Raw genomic sequence first — 15840 nt, 5'->3', positions numbered from 1 at the left:
TGCCTCCCGCAGTGGGCTTTGTCTATTAGAAGAATTCCGGCCTCGCGCTGCGCCACAAGCGCCGCTTTACGCGCTGCCCAGGAGTTAGGCTATGCCTGATCTTTATCACTACCTGCAACAGTTGCTCAATGGCCTGACCATTGGCAGCACCTATGCCCTGATCGCCATCGGCTACACCATGGTCTACGGCATCATCGGCATGATCAACTTCGCCCACGGCGAGGTTTACATGATCGGCGCGTACGTCGCCTTCATCGTGATCGCCGGTCTCTCCATGTTCGGCATCGAAGCCGTGCCGGTGATCATGATCGGCGCCTTCGTCGTCACCATGATCGTGACCAGCGCCTATGGTTACAGCATCGAGCGCGTCGCCTACCGCCCGCTGCGCGGCGGCAACCGCCTGATTCCGCTGATCTCCGCGATTGGTATGTCGATCTTCCTGCAGAACGCCGTGCTGCTTTCGCAGGACTCCAAGGACAAGGCCATTCCCAGCCTGCTGCCTGGCAATTTCATCTTCGGTGAAAGTGCTACCAACGGCGTCGTCATCTCCTACATGCAGGTGCTGATCTTCATCGTCACCTTCGTCGCCATGATCGGTCTGACCCTGTTCATTTCCCGCTCGCGCCTGGGCCGTGCCTGCCGCGCCTGCGCCGAAGATCTGAAGATGGCCAACCTGCTGGGTATCAACACCAACAATATCATCGCCCTGACCTTCGTCATCGGTGCCGCTTTGGCGGCCATCGCCTCGGTGCTGCTGGGCATGCAATACGGCGTGATCAACCCGCACCTGGGCTTCCTCGCCGGTATCAAGGCCTTCACCGCTGCGGTACTCGGCGGCATCGGCAGCATCCCCGGCGCGGTACTTGGCGGCCTGCTGCTCGGCGTGGCCGAAGCCTTCGGTGCCGATATCTTCGGTGATCAATACAAGGACGTGGTCGCATTTAGCCTGCTGGTGCTGGTGCTGCTGTTCCGTCCCACCGGCATCCTCGGCCGTCCGGAGGTGGAGAAGGTATGAGCACCTCCAGCGTGAAGAACCTCAAATCGGCGATTTTCAGCGCCCTGCTGGTGCTGATCGTTGCCTACCCGGTCCTGGGTCTGAAACTCACCACTGTTGGCATCGGCCTGCAAGTGCACGGTGCCACTGCGTTTGAACTCTGGTGCATCGGCGGCGCTGCAACGCTGATTTTCCTCTGGCAACTGCTGCGTGATCGCATCACGCCGGTCTGGGCCAAACGTCCCCAGTTGCCCAGCGGCAGCGGCCAGATCGGCAACTTCCTCACCCTGCCCTCCACCCAACGCTGGATCATTCTGGCAATGGTCATGGTGGCGCTGGTGTGGCCGTTCTTCGCCAGCCGCGGCGCGGTGGACATCGCCACACTGATCCTGATCTACGTGATGCTCGGCCTCGGCCTGAACATCGTGGTCGGCCTGGCGGGCCTGCTCGACCTGGGTTACGTCGGTTTCTACGCCGTCGGCGCTTACAGCTACGCGATTCTCTCGCACTACTTCGGCCTGAGCTTCTGGATGTGCCTGCCAATCGCCGGGATGATGGCTGCGCTGTTCGGCTTCCTGCTCGGTTTCCCGGTGCTGCGCCTGCGCGGTGACTACCTGGCCATCGTCACCCTGGGCTTCGGCGAGATCATCCGCATCCTGCTGCGTAACCTCACCGACCTGACCGGCGGCCCGAACGGCCTGAGCATCGCCAACGAAAACAAACCGACCCTGTTCGGTCTGTCCTTCGAACGCCGTGTACCCGCCGACATGCCGACCTTCCACGGTTACTTCGAGATCGCCTACAACTCGCAGTACAAGGTGATCTTCCTCTACCTGATCGCCCTGCTGCTGGTGCTGCTGACCCTGTTTCTGGTCAACCGCCTGCTGCGCATGCCGATCGGGCGTGCCTGGGAAGCGTTGCGCGAAGACGAGATCGCCTGCCGCGCGCTGGGCCTGAACCCCACCGTGATCAAGCTCTCGGCCTTCACCATCGGCGCCAGCCTGGCCGGTTTCGCCGGCAGCTTCTTCGCCGCGCGCCAGGGCCTGGTGACACCGGAGTCGTTCACCTTCATCGAGTCGGCGATGATCCTCGCCATCGTGGTACTCGGCGGCATGGGCTCGCAGCTTGGCGTGATCCTCGCGGCCATCGTCATGGTGATGCTGCAGGAGATGCGTGAGCTGAGTGAGTACCGCATGCTGATCTTCGGTCTGGTCATGATCTTCATGATGATCTGGCGCCCGCAAGGTCTGCTGCCGATGCAACGTCCCCACCTGGAGCTGAAGCGATGAGCCGCACGATTCTCGAAGTAAGCGGCCTGTCCATGCGTTTCGGCGGCCTGCTGGCCGTCAACGGGGTGGGCCTGAACGTCAAGGAAAAGCAGGTGGTGTCGATGATCGGCCCGAACGGCGCCGGCAAGACCACCGTGTTCAACTGCCTGACCGGTTTCTACCAGCCGAGTTCGGGCAGCATCCGCCTCAATGGCGAGGCCATCGAAGGCCTGCCGGGGCACAAGATCGCCCGCAAGGGTGTGGTGCGGACCTTCCAGAACGTGCGTCTGTTCAAGGACATGACCGCGGTGGAAAACCTGCTGATCGCCCAGCACCGCCACCTCAACACCAGCTATCTGGCCGGTCTGTTCAAGACGCCGGGCTTCCGTCGCAGCGAGCGCGAGGCGATGGAGTTCGCCGGCTACTGGCTGGAGAAGGTCAACCTGGTGGACTTCGCCAACCGTGAAGCGGGCACCCTGGCCTATGGTCAGCAGCGTCGCCTGGAAATCGCCCGCTGCATGATGACGCGGCCGAGCATCCTGATGCTCGACGAGCCGGCTGCCGGCCTCAACCCGCGCGAGACCGAAGACCTCAAAGAGCTGATCGGCATGTTGCGCGACGAGCACAATGTCACCGTGCTGCTGATCGAGCACGACATGAAGCTGGTGATGAGCATCTCCGACCACATCTACGTGATCAACCAGGGCACTCCCCTGGCCGACGGCACGCCGGACGACATCCGCAACAACCCGGACGTGATCAAAGCCTATCTGGGGGAGGCGTAATCCATGCTGAGTTTCAACAACGTCTCCACCTTCTACGGCAAGATCCAGGCCCTGCACGACGTCAGCATCGAGGTGCAGAAAGGCGAGATCGTCACCCTGATCGGCGCCAACGGCGCGGGCAAGTCGACCCTGCTGATGACCCTGTGCGGCAACCCGCGCGCCACCAGCGGCAGCATCCGTTACCTGGGTGAAGAACTGGTGGGCATGGACACCCCGGAGATCATGCGCAAGAGCATCGCCATCGTGCCGGAAGGCCGTCGCGTGTTCGCCCGCCTGACCGTCGAGGAAAACCTGGCCATGGGCGGCTTCTTCGGTAACAAGGCGGACAACCAGGAGCAACTGGACAAGGTCCTGCACCTGTTCCCACGCCTGAAGGAACGCTTCGCCCAGCGTGCCGGCACCATGAGCGGCGGCGAACAGCAGATGCTCGCCATCGGTCGCGCGCTGATGAGCAAGCCCAACCTGCTGCTGCTCGACGAACCGTCGCTGGGTCTGGCACCGATCATCATCCAGCAGATCTTCGACATCATCGAGCAACTGCGCAAGGACGGCGTGACCGTGTTCCTGGTCGAGCAGAACGCCAACCAGGCGCTGAAACTGGCTGACCGCGGTTACGTGCTGGAGAATGGCCATATCGTCATGCAGGGCAGCGGCGAAGAGCTGCTCAACGACCCCAAGGTGCGCGACGCCTACCTCGGCGGCTGAGCGCTACCGGCACCATCGAAACCGCCCTTCGGGGCGGTTTTTTATTGGTTGTTCGTATTTGGATGCGTTTGACATTGGACTGGTAAGTTTGTGTGCGTATTGCTCACGGGCTTGGCATTATCCATTACAGCGTTTGCTGAGCGTTTGGGTTGCGCCCCTTACGGGCGCCACACCTTGATTCGCTGCGCTCACCCTTCGGGCCAGCCTGCGGCTGTTACTGCGCTTCGCTGCGTTTCTTTGCTTGCCCAAGAAAGGTGTGCCAAAGAAGGGCACCCCGACATCCGGGTTTCGCTACGCGAAACTTCCCTCACTCCGGTGCCGCTCCGGGGGCCGGCTTACATGGGCCATCCCTGGCCCATTAAGCCTCTCGCCGCATCCATGCGGCTCGCTCCCCTACGCAACACCTCCACTCGGCCTCCTGAAGGGGACCAGGTCTCGAGCTTGCGTAATCTTCGCTGAGTTGAAATTGGCGGCGTCTGGCCTTTGCTTTTCAACCGCAATGTTACAGGCGACGCCGAAATCCCCTTCAGGAGGCTGAGTGGAATCGCCGCGTAAGGGGTTGAGCGACATGGATGTCGCGAGAGCCACGATGGGCCAGGGATGGCCCTTCGTGGCGCGCCCCTGGAGTGGTGATGGAGCGAGGGAACCCCGGCGTAGCCGGGGCCGGATGAACGGGGTGCCCTTCTCTTTGGTTACTTTCTCTTGGGCAAGCAAGAGAAAGTGACTCGCCCGTGAGGGGCGAAACCAGGACGAAAGATCGACGCGCCAATGATCTTTGCCCTGATGTAAATAGCGCAAAAGAACGCACAAACTTACCAGTCCGGTATCAATCTGCACTTTCCCAATCCATGCAAAGAATCCCTTTCGCCCACGATCCGAACCTCACATCACCGAAGTCATAAGCGAATATTTCCGCCCTCTTGCATCAGGTTCGACGAGTATTAGTCTCAAGGACTCTGCCCTCGCGAGACTGCGTTCATGCGCAAATCCCTGCTTCTTCTGCTGACCGCCACTCTGCTGCTGAGCGCCTGCAGCCGCGTCGGCCTGGCCTATCGCAATCTCGATTGGCTGATCCCCTGGAAGCTCAGCGACTACGTGGCGCTGACCAGCGAGCAGAGCGCGTGGTTCAAGCCCCAGTTGCAGGAACATCTGGCCTGGCATTGCAGCGTAGAACTTCCGGGCTATCTCGACTGGCTGAAACGCAGCCAACTGGCGCTCAGCCGCCGCGACAGCGAGCTGATGGCCAGCCAGTTGGCCGGCTTCGAACAGGCCATGCAGCGTATCGCCGTGGAAATCACCCCCAGCGCCATCGAGCTGCTGCGCGGTCTCAGTCCGCGCCAGGTCGAACAGTTGATGGCTGCGCTAGACGAGCAGAACGGCAAACTGCGTGAGGAGTTTCTAGACCCGCCCGTACAGGAGCAGATCAGCCACCGTGCCGGACGCATGGAGGAGCGCCTGCAGCCCTGGTTCGGCACACTCAATGCCGCGCAGCAAGAACGGGTGCAGAGCTGGGCACAGGGCCTTGGCGAGCAGAACCGGATCTGGCTGGATAACCGCATCGCCTGGCAGCAGGCCCTGCATGAAGCCCTGGAAGTTCGCCGCGGCGACGACTTCGCCCCGCGCATGACGGCCCTGCTGCAGCAACGCGAGCGTTTCTACACCCGCGCCTATCAGGCCAGTTATGAGAAGAATCGTCAGGCAATGGCCGAGTTGATCGTCGACCTGGTCGAGCAGGCCGACTCAAAACAGATGCAGCGGGCCGAAAACCGTTTGCAAAGCCTTCATGCCGACCTGGCCGCACAGCAATGCACTGCTGACGAGGCCGTCGTGCAGCGCTGAAGCGGCTTTCACAGCGCAGGCAGGCGCCAGTCGATCGGCTGCATGCCGTTCTGGCTGAGGAACTGATTGCAGCGACTGAAGTGACCGTTGCCGATGAAGCCACGGTGAGCGGATAGCGGCGACGGATGCGGCGAGCGCAGCACCAGGTGCTTGGTCGGGTCGATCAGGCGCTGCTTGCTCTGCGCGTGGCTGCCCCAGAGCAGGAACACCAGCTTGTCCTGCTGCGCGCCGACCACTTCGATCACCCGGTCGGTGAAGAACTGCCAGCCCATCTTGGCATGCGAGCCGGCGTTGGCGCGCTCCACGGTCAGCGAGGTGTTGAGCAGCAGCACGCCCTGATCCGCCCAGCTCTGCAGGTAGCCGTGTGCCGGGATGTCGATATTGAGGTCGCGCTTGAGCTCCTTGTAGATGTTCAGCAACGACGGCGGCGTCTGCACGCCCGGCTGTACCGAGAAGCACAAGCCGTGGGCCTGCCCAGGGCCGTGGTAGGGATCCTGACCGATGATCACCACCTTCACCTTGTCCAGCGGCGTGGAATTGAGCGCATTGAAGATCAACGGGCCCGGCGGGTAGATCTCCTTGCCTGCCGCCTTTTCCGACCGCAGGAACTCTCGCAGTTCGCTCATGTAAGGCTTGTCGAATTCCTCGCGCAAAGCCTCTTTCCAGCTGGCGTCGAGTTTGATGCGGTCGTCGGTCATGGACTTTTTCCTGCCTGAATCTTCACAAATGCAGGCACGCTAGAGAAGGGGTTGCGGCAAGTCAAGGAAGGCTGCCCCGGCACGCGGCAAGATGCTTTGCTAGCCTTGCAACCATAGACGCCGAGAACGAACCCCAAGACGATGACAACCCCTGTCGATACCCTGCGCCTGGCGCTACTGAACCGCTTTCTCAAGGGCGAAGCCAGAATTCCGCAAATGCCCGAGGCCGCGGTACGGATCAAGAAGCTGCTGGACGACCCACGCACCTCGCTGGAACAGCTGACCCGCGTGATCAACAGCGATCCCCCGCTGGCCGCCTATCTCATGCAGTTTTCCACAACGCCGCTGTTGCGCGGCAACCGCGCCTGCACCTCACTGCGTGACCTGCTCGGTCGCCTCGGCACCCGGCAGCTGGCTGACCTGGTGCTGGGCTTCAGCCTGCAGCACCTGTTCACCAGTCAGGACCCTGCGCTGCAACAGGCCTTCCGCGCGCGCTGGAAGCATGCCCGTGAACGCGCCGCCTACTGTGCGGCACTGGCCCAGCGCACGGGTCTGTCTCTGGACGATGCCATGCTCGGCGGGCTCCTGCAGGACATCGGCAGCCTGCCGCTGCTCTCGGAGCTGGAACACTGGCCGGATGTGCCGCGCGACGCCGATTCGCTGCACCGGCTGTGCGAACAGCTGTCCGGTGACCTCGGCGCGCTGATCCTCACGCGCTGGCAGTTGCCGTCGGCGGTGATCGAATCCACTCGCCTCTACGGCCAATGGCAACGCCAGCATGACGGCGCAGCCGACCTGGCCGATCTGGTCCTGCTCGCCAGCGCCCTGCAGAGCAACGCTCCTCTACCCGAGCCGCTGCCGGCGCAGGCAAAGCTTGGCCTGGAGCAACCGCTCGCCGAACTGCGGCAGGAGCTGGCCGGCGAACTGCAACTGTGGAAGCGCCTGCTCGCCTGAGGCTTCCTGCTATGCAGCCTTATCAGGCAGGTGGATGCAGCTTGTCCAAGCCTGAGAGCAGGTCGAGACTCTCCCGCACAACTCGTGCAGGAAATCATATGAGCGACTCGAACGGCATCAGCCGCGAGCGTCTGGAACAGGCGCTCGCCCATTCCACCTTCGCCCAACTGCTCGGTGCCGAACTGCTCGACTTCGCGCCAGGCCGGGTCAGCCTGCAAGTGCGCAGCCGCCGCGATCTGTGCCAGCACCATGGCTACATGCATGGCGCAGTGGTCGGCTTCATGGTCGACAGCGGCTGCGCCTGGGCCGCGGCCTCGATGGTCGGAGACGTGGTTACCAGCGAATACAAGCTCAACCTGCTCGCCCCTGCCGTTGGCGAGCGTCTGATCTGCCGCGCTGAAGTGCTCAAGGCCGGTCAACGCCAGGCAGTCTGCCGAGCCGACGTGTTCGCCGAGAAGGACGGTCAGGAAAAACTGGTGGCTACCGGCCTGGCGACCATCGCACGGGTGTAGCGGGCGCGCGACTAGCCTTGATGCAGCGCTCGGTAATGACTGGGCGCCATGCCCACCACCTTGCGAAACAGCCGCGAGAAATAATAGGGATCGTCATAGCCCAGTTGCTCGGCCACCTGGCGCACCTCGATCTCGCCCCGATCGAGCAGGCGGCAAGCCAGCGCCATCTTCAGCTGAATGAAATCCTGAATCGGCGCATGCCCGGTCAGCGCGCGGTAGGTCTTGGCGAAATGAAAGCGCGACAGTTTGAACTGCGCGGCCAACGCGTCGAGATTGAGGCTGCCACGCAGATGTTCACGCATCACCGCCTGCACCGCCTCGATATCCAGCACCCGGCCAAACTTGAGATTGACCCGCGCCGGTAGCACCGCCAGCGAGCTGAGCAGCGCCTGCAAACGGTGTGCAGCATGGATGAACGGCGCTGCATTGAGCCCCTGGCGCTGCACGGCGAGCAGCGCCTCGAAATCCCCCAGCAGGCGCGGCTGTACACCAATCCGGCGTAGCGGCTGCTTGCCCAGCAGACGCAGGAAGTCGTCACTCAGAGCGCCGTCGAAGTGCACCCAGTAGATCGTCCAGGGGCTTTGCGCGTCGGCGCCGTAGGCATGCGCCATGTCTTTGCGCAGCAGCAGCAGGTCGCCGGGGCCGACATCGAATCGTCCATCCGTGCAGTGCAACCAACCTCTCCCCGAACGGCAGTAGATCAGCAGGTGGTCGTCCGCTCGCTCGCGGCGCATCTGATGGCCGGCAGCCTCCGGATAGAAGCCCATGGCCAGCGGATAGCAACCGCTGCTAAGGGCATGGTGCGCCAGCAGGCGACGCAGACGCGGCGGCGTGATGAAGCGCTGCCCACCCACCGGCAGTGGCCAGTTGGACGTTTCCACACGCATCCCCATGTGCACCTCACACCATTCAATCGAATGACAAGATCGTCCATCCACAGACCAAGATCGTCAATCCACAAGGCCATCGCCAAGGGCTATAACAGAACACAACAAGAACAACAGGAGGCGACGATGCCCCGTAACCTGCCGCAACTGATCGACGGCCAATGGCGTGAAAGCCAGGCCACGGACCTGATCGAAGTCACTGACCCGGCCACCCAGGAAGTGATCGCCCTGGCGCCCAAGGCCACCGCCGAGGAAATCGAGGCAGCAGTAAGTAGTGCGCAGCAGGCCTTCCTCGCCTGGCGCGAGGTGCCGGTATCGGAACGTGCCCGCCTGATGCTGCGTTATCAGCACCTGCTCAAGGAGCATCACGACGAGCTGGCGGAAACTCTCGCAGCGGAAACCGGCAAGACCTTCGCCGATGCCAAGGGCGACGTCTGGCGCGGCATCGAAGTGGCCGAGCACGCCGCCAATATCGCCAGCCTGATGATGGGCGAGACGGTGGAAAACGTCGCCCGCGAGATCGACACCGCCAGCTGGATCCAGCCACTGGGCGTGTGCGTCGGCATCACCCCGTTCAACTTCCCGGCGATGATTCCGCTGTGGATGTTTCCGCTGGCCATCGCCTGCGGCAATACCTTTATCCTCAAACCGTCCGAGCAGGATCCGCTGACACCCAACCGCCTCGCCGAACTCTTTATCGAGGCTGGTGCGCCAGCAGGCGTGCTGCAGGTGCTGCATGGCGGGCGCGAGCAGGTCGACGCGCTGCTGGTGCATCCGGCCGTGCGCGCGGTGTCGTTCGTCGGCTCGGTAACCGTCGGCCAGCATGTCTACCGCACCGGCACCCAGCACCTGAAACGCGTGCAGGCCTTCGCCGGGGCCAAGAACCATATGGTGATCATGCCGGACGCGCCCAAGGATCAGGTGATCAGCAACCTGATCGGTGCCAGTTGCGGTGCTGCCGGGCAACGTTGCATGGCGATCAGCGTGGCGGTGTTCGTTGGCGAGTCGAAACACTGGATCGACGAACTGGCGACGCAGATGGCCGCACTGCGCCCCGGTCACTGGCAGGACAACGGCGCCGCCTATGGCCCACTGATCAGCCCGCAGGCGCGCCAGCGCGTATTGCGCCTGATCGAACAAGGCAAGGCCGAGGGCGCCGACTGCCTGCTCGATGGCTCGCAGTGCACGGTCGAGGGCTATCCGAAGGGTAACTGGGTCGGGCCGACCCTGTTCCGTGGCGTGACCATGAAGATGGGCCTGTACCGCGAGGAAATCTTCGGCCCGGTGCTGGTGTGCATGGAGGTGGACAGCCTGGAAGCGGCCATCGAACTGGTCAACGCCAGCCCCTACGGCAACGGCACCAGCCTGTTCACCCGCTCCGGCGGCGCCGCACGGCATTTCCAGCATGCGATCGAAGTGGGCCAGGTGGGCATCAACGTACCGATCCCGGTACCGCTGCCGTTCTTCTCCTTCACCGGCTGGAAGGGCTCGTTCTACGGCGACCTGCATGCCTACGGCAAACAGGCGGTGCGCTTCTATACCGAGACCAAGACGGTGACCAGCCGCTGGTTCGATGACGAGCCGCTGGGCGATGGGCCGAACATGACCATTTCACTGAAATGAGAACGGGGTAGCGTGACCTTAGACCAATAGACGATCACCTGAACTGGACAAGCGGCGTAAAAGGGTTCTCAGCAGAACAAGAATAAGGAGAACTGCAATGCGCCAACTGTCTGCCATGCTGGCCCTGTGGGCCGCGATCACTGCCTGTGCGCAGGCTGCCGAGCCCATTACCCTCGGGCTCAACTATCCGCGCACCGGACCATACAAGGAGGAGGGATTGGCGCAAATGCGTGGAGCCCTGCTGGCCATCGATGAAATCAATGCCGCAGGCGGTGTGCTGGGACGGCCTTTGCGCCTGTCCAGCAAGGACACTGCCTCGCGCCCGGCCAAGGCGGTGAAGAACGTCGACAAGCTGGCCGCCGAAGGGGTGGCGGTGCTGTTCGGCGGCTCTTCCAGCGCGGTCGCCATCGCGGCCGGCAAGCGTGCCAAGGAGCACGGCCTGCTGTACTTCGGCACCCTCACCTACTCCAACGACACCACTGGCAAGGATGGCCACCGCTACATGTTCCGCGAGTGCAACAACGCCTGGATGAGCGCCAAGGTGCTTGGCCAGTATCTGAGCAAGACCTTGCCGAACAAACGCTACTTTTACGTGACCTCCGACTACACCTGGGGCCACACCACCGAGGCCTCGCTGCGCCAGGCCACGGCCACCGACAACGTCGGCCAGCATGCGGGCGTGCGCGTGCCCTTCCCCGGCGCCCGCCTGGCCGACTACCAGGATGCCCTGACCCAGGCTGCCTCCAGCAATGCCGAGGTCCTGGCGCTGGTGCTGTTCGGTGAAGATCTGGTGCGCGCCATGCGTATCGCCAAGGACCTGGGCCTGACCGAGCGCATGCAGGTCATCGCGCCCAACCTGACCCAGAGCATGGTCGAGCAGGCCGGCCCCAATCTGATGCAGGGCGTGATCGGTACCGAACCCTGGACCTGGCGCGTCCCGGCGCTGGAGAAGTCCGCGCGCGGCGAAGCCTTCGTGCAGTCATTCAAGACCCGCTACGAGATGTACCCGTCCAGCTCTGCCGCATCGGCCTACAGCATCGTCCAGCAATGGGCCGACGCCGCCAAGCGCGCCAACAGCCTCGATAGCGAGGCGCTGATCAAGGCACTCGAAGGCCACCGCTACAGCCTGCTCAAAGACGAGCAGCAATGGCGCGCCTTCGACCATCAGAACCTGCAGACCGTCTACGCGGTGAAGGTCAAGCCACGCGAGGACGTGCTCAAGGACCCGTTGAAACAGGACTACTTCGAAATCGTCGACCGCCTCGACGCCAACACGGCGCTGCCCAGCCTCGCCGAATGGCAGGCCGAACGGCGCGCCGGCGGCCAACCTTTGACCTTGCAATGAGATGCCATGGACTTCGAACTCAGTGATGAGCAACGCCTGCTAACCGACAGTTCCCGCGCCTTCGCCGCGCGGGAACTGGCACCCCACGCCGCCGACTGGGATCGCGACCACCACTTCCCCGTCGAGGTAATCCGCCGCGCCGCCGAACAGGGCTACCTGGCCCTGTACATCGCCGAGGAGGACGGCGGCCTGGGGCTGTCGCGACTCTCCAGCGCACTGATCTTCGAACAACTGGCGGCCGGCTGCGTGGCCACCACCGCCTACCTGAGCATCCACAACATGGCCACCTGGATGCTCGCCAGCTTCGCTGACCAGGCGCTGAAAGACGCCTGGCTGCCGGGGCTGATCAGCGGCCAGTCACTGGCGTCCTACTGCCTGACCGAGCCGGACGCCGGCTCCGATGCGGCTAACCTGCGCACCCGCGCTCGCCGCGATGGCGACGACTACGTGATCGACGGCAGCAAATGCTTCATCTCCGGTGCCGGCAGTACCGATGTGCTGATCGTCATGGCGCGCAGTGGCGAGGATGGTGCCAAGGGCATCTCCTGCTTCCTGGTGCCAGCCGATGCCCCCGGTGTGCGCTATGGCCGCAACGAGGACAAGATGGGCTGGAAGGCGCAGCCGACCCGCACCATCACCTTTGAGGGCGTGCGTATTCCTGCCAGCCATCGTATCGGCCCGGAAGGCGAAGGCTTCGTCTATGCCATGAAAGGCCTCGATGGCGGCCGCCTCAATATTGCCAGCTGCTCGCTCGGCGCAGCCCAGGCAGCGCTGGAGCAGAGCCTGCGTTACGTCGAGGAGCGCAAGCAGTTCGGCAAAGCGCTCAGCCAGTTCCAGGCCCTGCAGTTCAAGCTGGCCGACATGCTCACCGACCTCACCGCCAGCCGGCAGATGGTGCGCCTGGCCGCACACAAGCTCGATCACGATCACGCTGAAGCCAGCCTGTATTGCGCCATGGCCAAGCGCTTCGCCACCGACCACTGCTTCACGGTGTGCAACGAGGCCCTGCAACTTCATGGTGGCTATGGCTATCTCAACGACTATCCACTGGAGCGTTGGGTGCGCGACGCTCGCGTGCACCAGATCCTGGAAGGCACCAACGAAATCATGCGGGTGATCGTCGCCCGCCGCCTGCTCCTGCAGGGCGGCATGCTCGATCGCCTGCTCTGACCATTTAATGCCCTCTCCCTACGCGGGCCGCCCCGTCCCTCTCCCGTATATGGAAAAGGGGCGATGATCGATGAGGAATCGCTATGAGCACTGCACTGGAAACCTACAAATCCGGCATCTTCGACCTGACCCACAAGCTCACCGTGGAGAAGCATGGCCACACCGCGCTGATCACCATCAATCACCCACCAGCCAACACCTGGGATCGCGACTCGCTGATCGGCCTCAAACAGGTGATCGAGCACCTCAACCGTGACGACGAGGTGTACGCGCTGGTGGTGACCGGCCAGGGGCCGAAGTTCTTCAGCGCCGGCGCCGACCTGAACATGTTCGCCGATGGCGACAAGGCCCGCGCCCGCGAGATGGCGCGACGCTTTGGCGAGGCCTTCGAGAGCCTGCGCGACTTCCGTGGTGTGTCCATCGCCGCAATCAACGGTTACGCCATGGGTGGCGGCCTGGAGTGCGCGCTGGCCTGCGATATCCGTATCGCCGAGCGCCAGGCGCAGATGGCCTTGCCGGAAGCGTCCGTGGGCCTGTTGCCCTGCGCGGGCGGCACCCAGGCGCTGCCCTGGCTGGTGGGCGAAGGCTGGGCCAAGCGCATGATCCTCTGTGGCGAACGCATCGACGCCGACACCGCCCTGCGTATCGGCCTGGTCGAACAGGTGGTGGACACCGGCGAAGCACGCGGCACCGCCCTGCTGCTGGCATCCAAGGTGGCACGGCAAAGTCCGGTGGCGGTACGCACCATCAAGCCGTTGATCCAGGGCGCGCGCCAGCGCGGCCCGAACACCTGGCTGCCGGAGGAGCGCGAGCGCTTCGTCGACCTGTTCGACGCCGACGACACCCGCGAAGGCGTCAACGCCTTCCTGGAAAAACGCGATCCGCAGTGGCGTAACAAATAAGTCCAGTGTCTGCATACCTAGGGTGGATGTCGCCTTTTACATCCACCCCAACCCACACGGTGGATGGATAAAGCGCCATCCACCCTACGCGGGAAAACCTCATGAACCTGCAATTCGAAGAACGCCCCAGCCTGCACGGCTACCGCATCGGCATCGCCAGCCTGGACGCCGAGAAAAGCCTCAACGCCCTGTCGCTGCCGATGATCGAGGCACTCGACGAGCGCCTGAAAGCCTGGGCCGAAGATCCGACCATCGCCTGCGTAATGCTGCGCGGTAACGGCCCCAAGGCCTTCTGTGCCGGCGGCGACGTGGTCCAGCTGGTGCACCAGTGTCGCGAACACCCCGGCGAGGTGCCGCCCCTGGCTAGCCGCTTCTTCGCCGACGAATACCGCCTCGACCATCGCATCCATACTTACCCCAAACCCTTCATCTGCTGGGCCCACGGCCATGTGCTGGGCGGCGGCATGGGCCTGATGCAAGGCGCCGGCATTCGCATCGTCACCCCGAGCAGCCGCTTGGGCATGCCGGAGATCAACATCGGCCTGTACCCGGATGTCGGCGGCAGCTGGTTCCTCGCCCGCCTGCCGGGTCGCCTGGGCCTGTTCCTCGGGCTCACCGCCGCCAGCATCAACGCCCGTGATGCGCTGGACCTGAATCTGGCCGATCGCTTCCTGCGTGATGACCAGCAAGGCGCGCTGCTCGACGGTCTGGTGCAACTGAACTGGCGCGAGCAGCCCGATGCCCAGTTGCACAGCCTGCTACGAGCGCTGGAAAGCGAGGCCCGCGCCGAACTGCCAGGCGCGCAGTGGCTGCCACGCCGCGAACACATCGACGAGCTGCTCGACGTCGCCGACCTGCCGGCTGCCGTGACCAACCTCTGCGCCTTGCAGCACGACCAAGACACCCTGCTTGCCCGCGCCGCCAAGACCCTGGCCCACGGCTGCCCACTGACCACCCATCTGGTCTGGGAACAGATCCGCCGTGCGCGCCATCTGTCGCTGGCCGAAGTGTTCCGCATGGAATACGCCATGAGCCTGAACTGCTGCCGCCACCCGGAATTTCCCGAAGGCGTGCGCGCCCGCCTGATCGACAAGGACCAGACGCCGCATTGGCATTGGCCCGACGTGGCGGCAATTCCACAGGCCGTGATCGACGCGCATTTCGCCCCGGCCTGGGACGGCGAGCATCCGCTGGCGGATTTGTGATGTTTCCGGGCTCTGTAGCAGGGCTTTTGTGGGAGGGGCTTTAGCCGCGACCCGAGGAGCTACGGGCACGACACTTACCAAGGAGAGCTGGCATGGCCGATACACAACTGCAAAAAGCCCTGACCTTCCAGGCCCTGCACCTGCGCGAGCAACTGCTGGTGCTGCCCAACCCGTGGGATGCCGGCTCGGCGAGAATCCTCGCCACGCTGGGCTTCGAAGCCCTGGCCAGCACCAGCGCCGGCCTGGCCTTCAGCCTCGGGCGCGCCGACGGCGAAGGACTGATCAGCCGTGAGGAGACTCTGGTCAACGCCCGCACCATCGTCGAAGCCACATCCTTGCCCGTGGCCGCCGATCTGGAAAACGGCTTCGCCGACGAGCCACAAGGCTGCGCCGACACCCTGCTGCAGGCCGCGGCCTGCGGACTGGTCGGCGGCTCCATCGAAGATGCCAGTGGTAATCCGCAGGCGCCCATCTACCCGCTGGAGCTGGCCGTAGAACGCATCCGCGCCTCGGTGGCGGCCGCGCGCAGCCTGCCCTTCCCCTTCACCCTCTGTGCCCGCGCGGAAAACTTCCTGCATGGGCGCGAAGACCTGACCGACACCCTGCGCCGCCTGGAAGCCTATGCCGAGGCCGGCGCCGATGTGCTCTACGCCCCCGGCCTGAGCACCCGCGCGCAGATCGATGCCGTGGTGCGCGCCGTGGCGCCCAGGCCGGTCAACGTGCTGCTGGGGCTGTCGTCCTGCGCACTGACATTCGATGATCTCAATGAGCTGGGCGTGCGCCGCGTCAGCGTCGGCTCCAGTCTGGCACGCGCAGCCTTCGGCGGCTTTCTCCAGGCCGCACGCGCACTGCAGCAGGGCGATGCCGGCTTCGCCAGGAACGCCGCCTCCTTCGCCGAACTCAACGAGATGTTCAAAACCGGGCAGTAACACTGGCCGTGGCCCGGATGCAAT

Annotated in this window: 15 protein-coding genes; 13 read left to right on the top strand and 2 right to left on the bottom strand. The window is 63.7% G+C overall.

Annotation, left to right across the window (positions count from 1 at the left end; genetic code table 11):
- Positions 1-91 precede the first annotated feature (91 nt).
- From livH to PCLY_RS23560, 5 genes are all read left to right on the top strand, one after another.
- Positions 92-1015, top strand: a complete 924-nt coding sequence (gene livH, locus PCLY_RS23580; RefSeq protein WP_061242916.1) for a high-affinity branched-chain amino acid ABC transporter permease LivH — start codon at positions 92-94, stop codon at positions 1013-1015.
- Positions 1012-2283 carry a high-affinity branched-chain amino acid ABC transporter permease LivM gene (locus tag PCLY_RS23575; protein WP_061242913.1) on the top strand — a complete coding sequence of 424 codons (1272 nt, stop codon included), beginning with the start codon at positions 1012-1014 and terminating at the stop codon, positions 2281-2283. Before livH ends, PCLY_RS23575 begins: the two co-directional genes overlap by 4 nt.
- Positions 2280-3047 carry a high-affinity branched-chain amino acid ABC transporter ATP-binding protein LivG gene (livG, locus tag PCLY_RS23570; RefSeq protein ID WP_061242910.1) on the top strand — a complete coding sequence of 256 codons (768 nt, stop codon included), beginning with the start codon at positions 2280-2282 and terminating at the stop codon, positions 3045-3047. The genes PCLY_RS23575 and livG overlap by 4 nt, the downstream gene beginning before the upstream one ends.
- Before the next feature lie 3 nt (positions 3048-3050).
- Entirely contained in the window at positions 3051-3752 is a 702-nt protein-coding gene (locus PCLY_RS23565; protein ID WP_036998952.1) for an ABC transporter ATP-binding protein, read from the top strand.
- Positions 3753-4730: 978 nt separating this feature from the next.
- Positions 4731-5591: a DUF6279 family lipoprotein gene (locus tag PCLY_RS23560; RefSeq protein ID WP_061242907.1), complete on the top strand. Its 861-nt coding sequence runs from the start codon at positions 4731-4733 to the stop codon at positions 5589-5591.
- A gap of 8 nt (positions 5592-5599) precedes the next feature.
- Here PCLY_RS23560 and ung read toward each other — a convergent pair whose 3' ends face one another.
- Positions 5600-6289, bottom strand: a complete 690-nt coding sequence (gene ung, locus PCLY_RS23555; RefSeq protein ID WP_061242904.1) for a uracil-DNA glycosylase — start codon at positions 6287-6289, stop codon at positions 5600-5602.
- Between the two features lie 141 nt (positions 6290-6430).
- On the opposite strand from ung, the gene PCLY_RS23550 reads away from it, so the two are divergent.
- The gene (locus PCLY_RS23550) at positions 6431-7243 is read left to right on the top strand and encodes an HDOD domain-containing protein (RefSeq protein WP_061242901.1); all 813 of its coding nucleotides are present in this window, start codon (positions 6431-6433) and stop codon (positions 7241-7243) included.
- A 98-nt stretch (positions 7244-7341) separates the two neighbouring features.
- Complete coding sequence (locus PCLY_RS23545; RefSeq protein WP_061242897.1) at positions 7342-7755, top strand: PaaI family thioesterase; 414 nt, start codon at positions 7342-7344, stop codon at positions 7753-7755.
- A gap of 11 nt (positions 7756-7766) precedes the next feature.
- Here the strand turns inward: PCLY_RS23545 and PCLY_RS23540 are convergent, their stop codons facing one another.
- On the bottom strand, positions 7767-8648 hold the full coding sequence (locus tag PCLY_RS23540) for an AraC family transcriptional regulator (RefSeq protein ID WP_061242894.1): 882 nt from the start codon (positions 8646-8648) through the stop codon (positions 7767-7769).
- 120 nt (positions 8649-8768) lie between these two features.
- Between PCLY_RS23540 and PCLY_RS23535 the strand changes: the two genes are divergently transcribed.
- The 6 genes from PCLY_RS23535 to PCLY_RS23510 all read left to right on the top strand — a co-directional run bounded on the left by PCLY_RS23535 (position 8769) and on the right by PCLY_RS23510 (position 15816).
- Positions 8769-10265, top strand: a complete 1497-nt coding sequence (locus tag PCLY_RS23535) for a CoA-acylating methylmalonate-semialdehyde dehydrogenase (protein ID WP_061242891.1) — start codon at positions 8769-8771, stop codon at positions 10263-10265.
- 97 nt (positions 10266-10362) lie between these two features.
- A complete protein-coding gene (locus PCLY_RS23530; protein WP_061242889.1) occupies positions 10363-11610 on the top strand; it encodes an ABC transporter substrate-binding protein in 1248 nt (415 codons plus the stop codon).
- Between the two features lie 6 nt (positions 11611-11616).
- Entirely contained in the window at positions 11617-12780 is a 1164-nt protein-coding gene (locus PCLY_RS23525) for an isobutyryl-CoA dehydrogenase (RefSeq protein ID WP_061242887.1), read from the top strand.
- Positions 12781-12863: 83 nt separating this feature from the next.
- Positions 12864-13682: an enoyl-CoA hydratase gene (locus PCLY_RS23520; protein ID WP_061242884.1), complete on the top strand. Its 819-nt coding sequence runs from the start codon at positions 12864-12866 to the stop codon at positions 13680-13682.
- 101 nt (positions 13683-13783) lie between these two features.
- Positions 13784-14887, top strand: coding sequence for an enoyl-CoA hydratase/isomerase family protein (locus PCLY_RS23515; protein ID WP_061242882.1), 1104 nt, complete (start codon positions 13784-13786; stop codon positions 14885-14887).
- 92 nt (positions 14888-14979) lie between these two features.
- Positions 14980-15816 (top strand): isocitrate lyase/PEP mutase family protein, encoded by an 837-nt coding sequence (locus tag PCLY_RS23510; protein WP_061242879.1) that lies wholly within the window; start codon positions 14980-14982, stop codon positions 15814-15816.
- Positions 15817-15840: the final 24 nt, after the last annotated feature.

This window comes from Ectopseudomonas composti, from assembly GCF_001567565.1.
GTDB classification, from domain to species: Bacteria; Pseudomonadota; Gammaproteobacteria; order Pseudomonadales; family Pseudomonadaceae; genus Aquipseudomonas; species Aquipseudomonas composti_A.
This window is presented reverse-complemented; position numbering and strand designations above follow the sequence as displayed.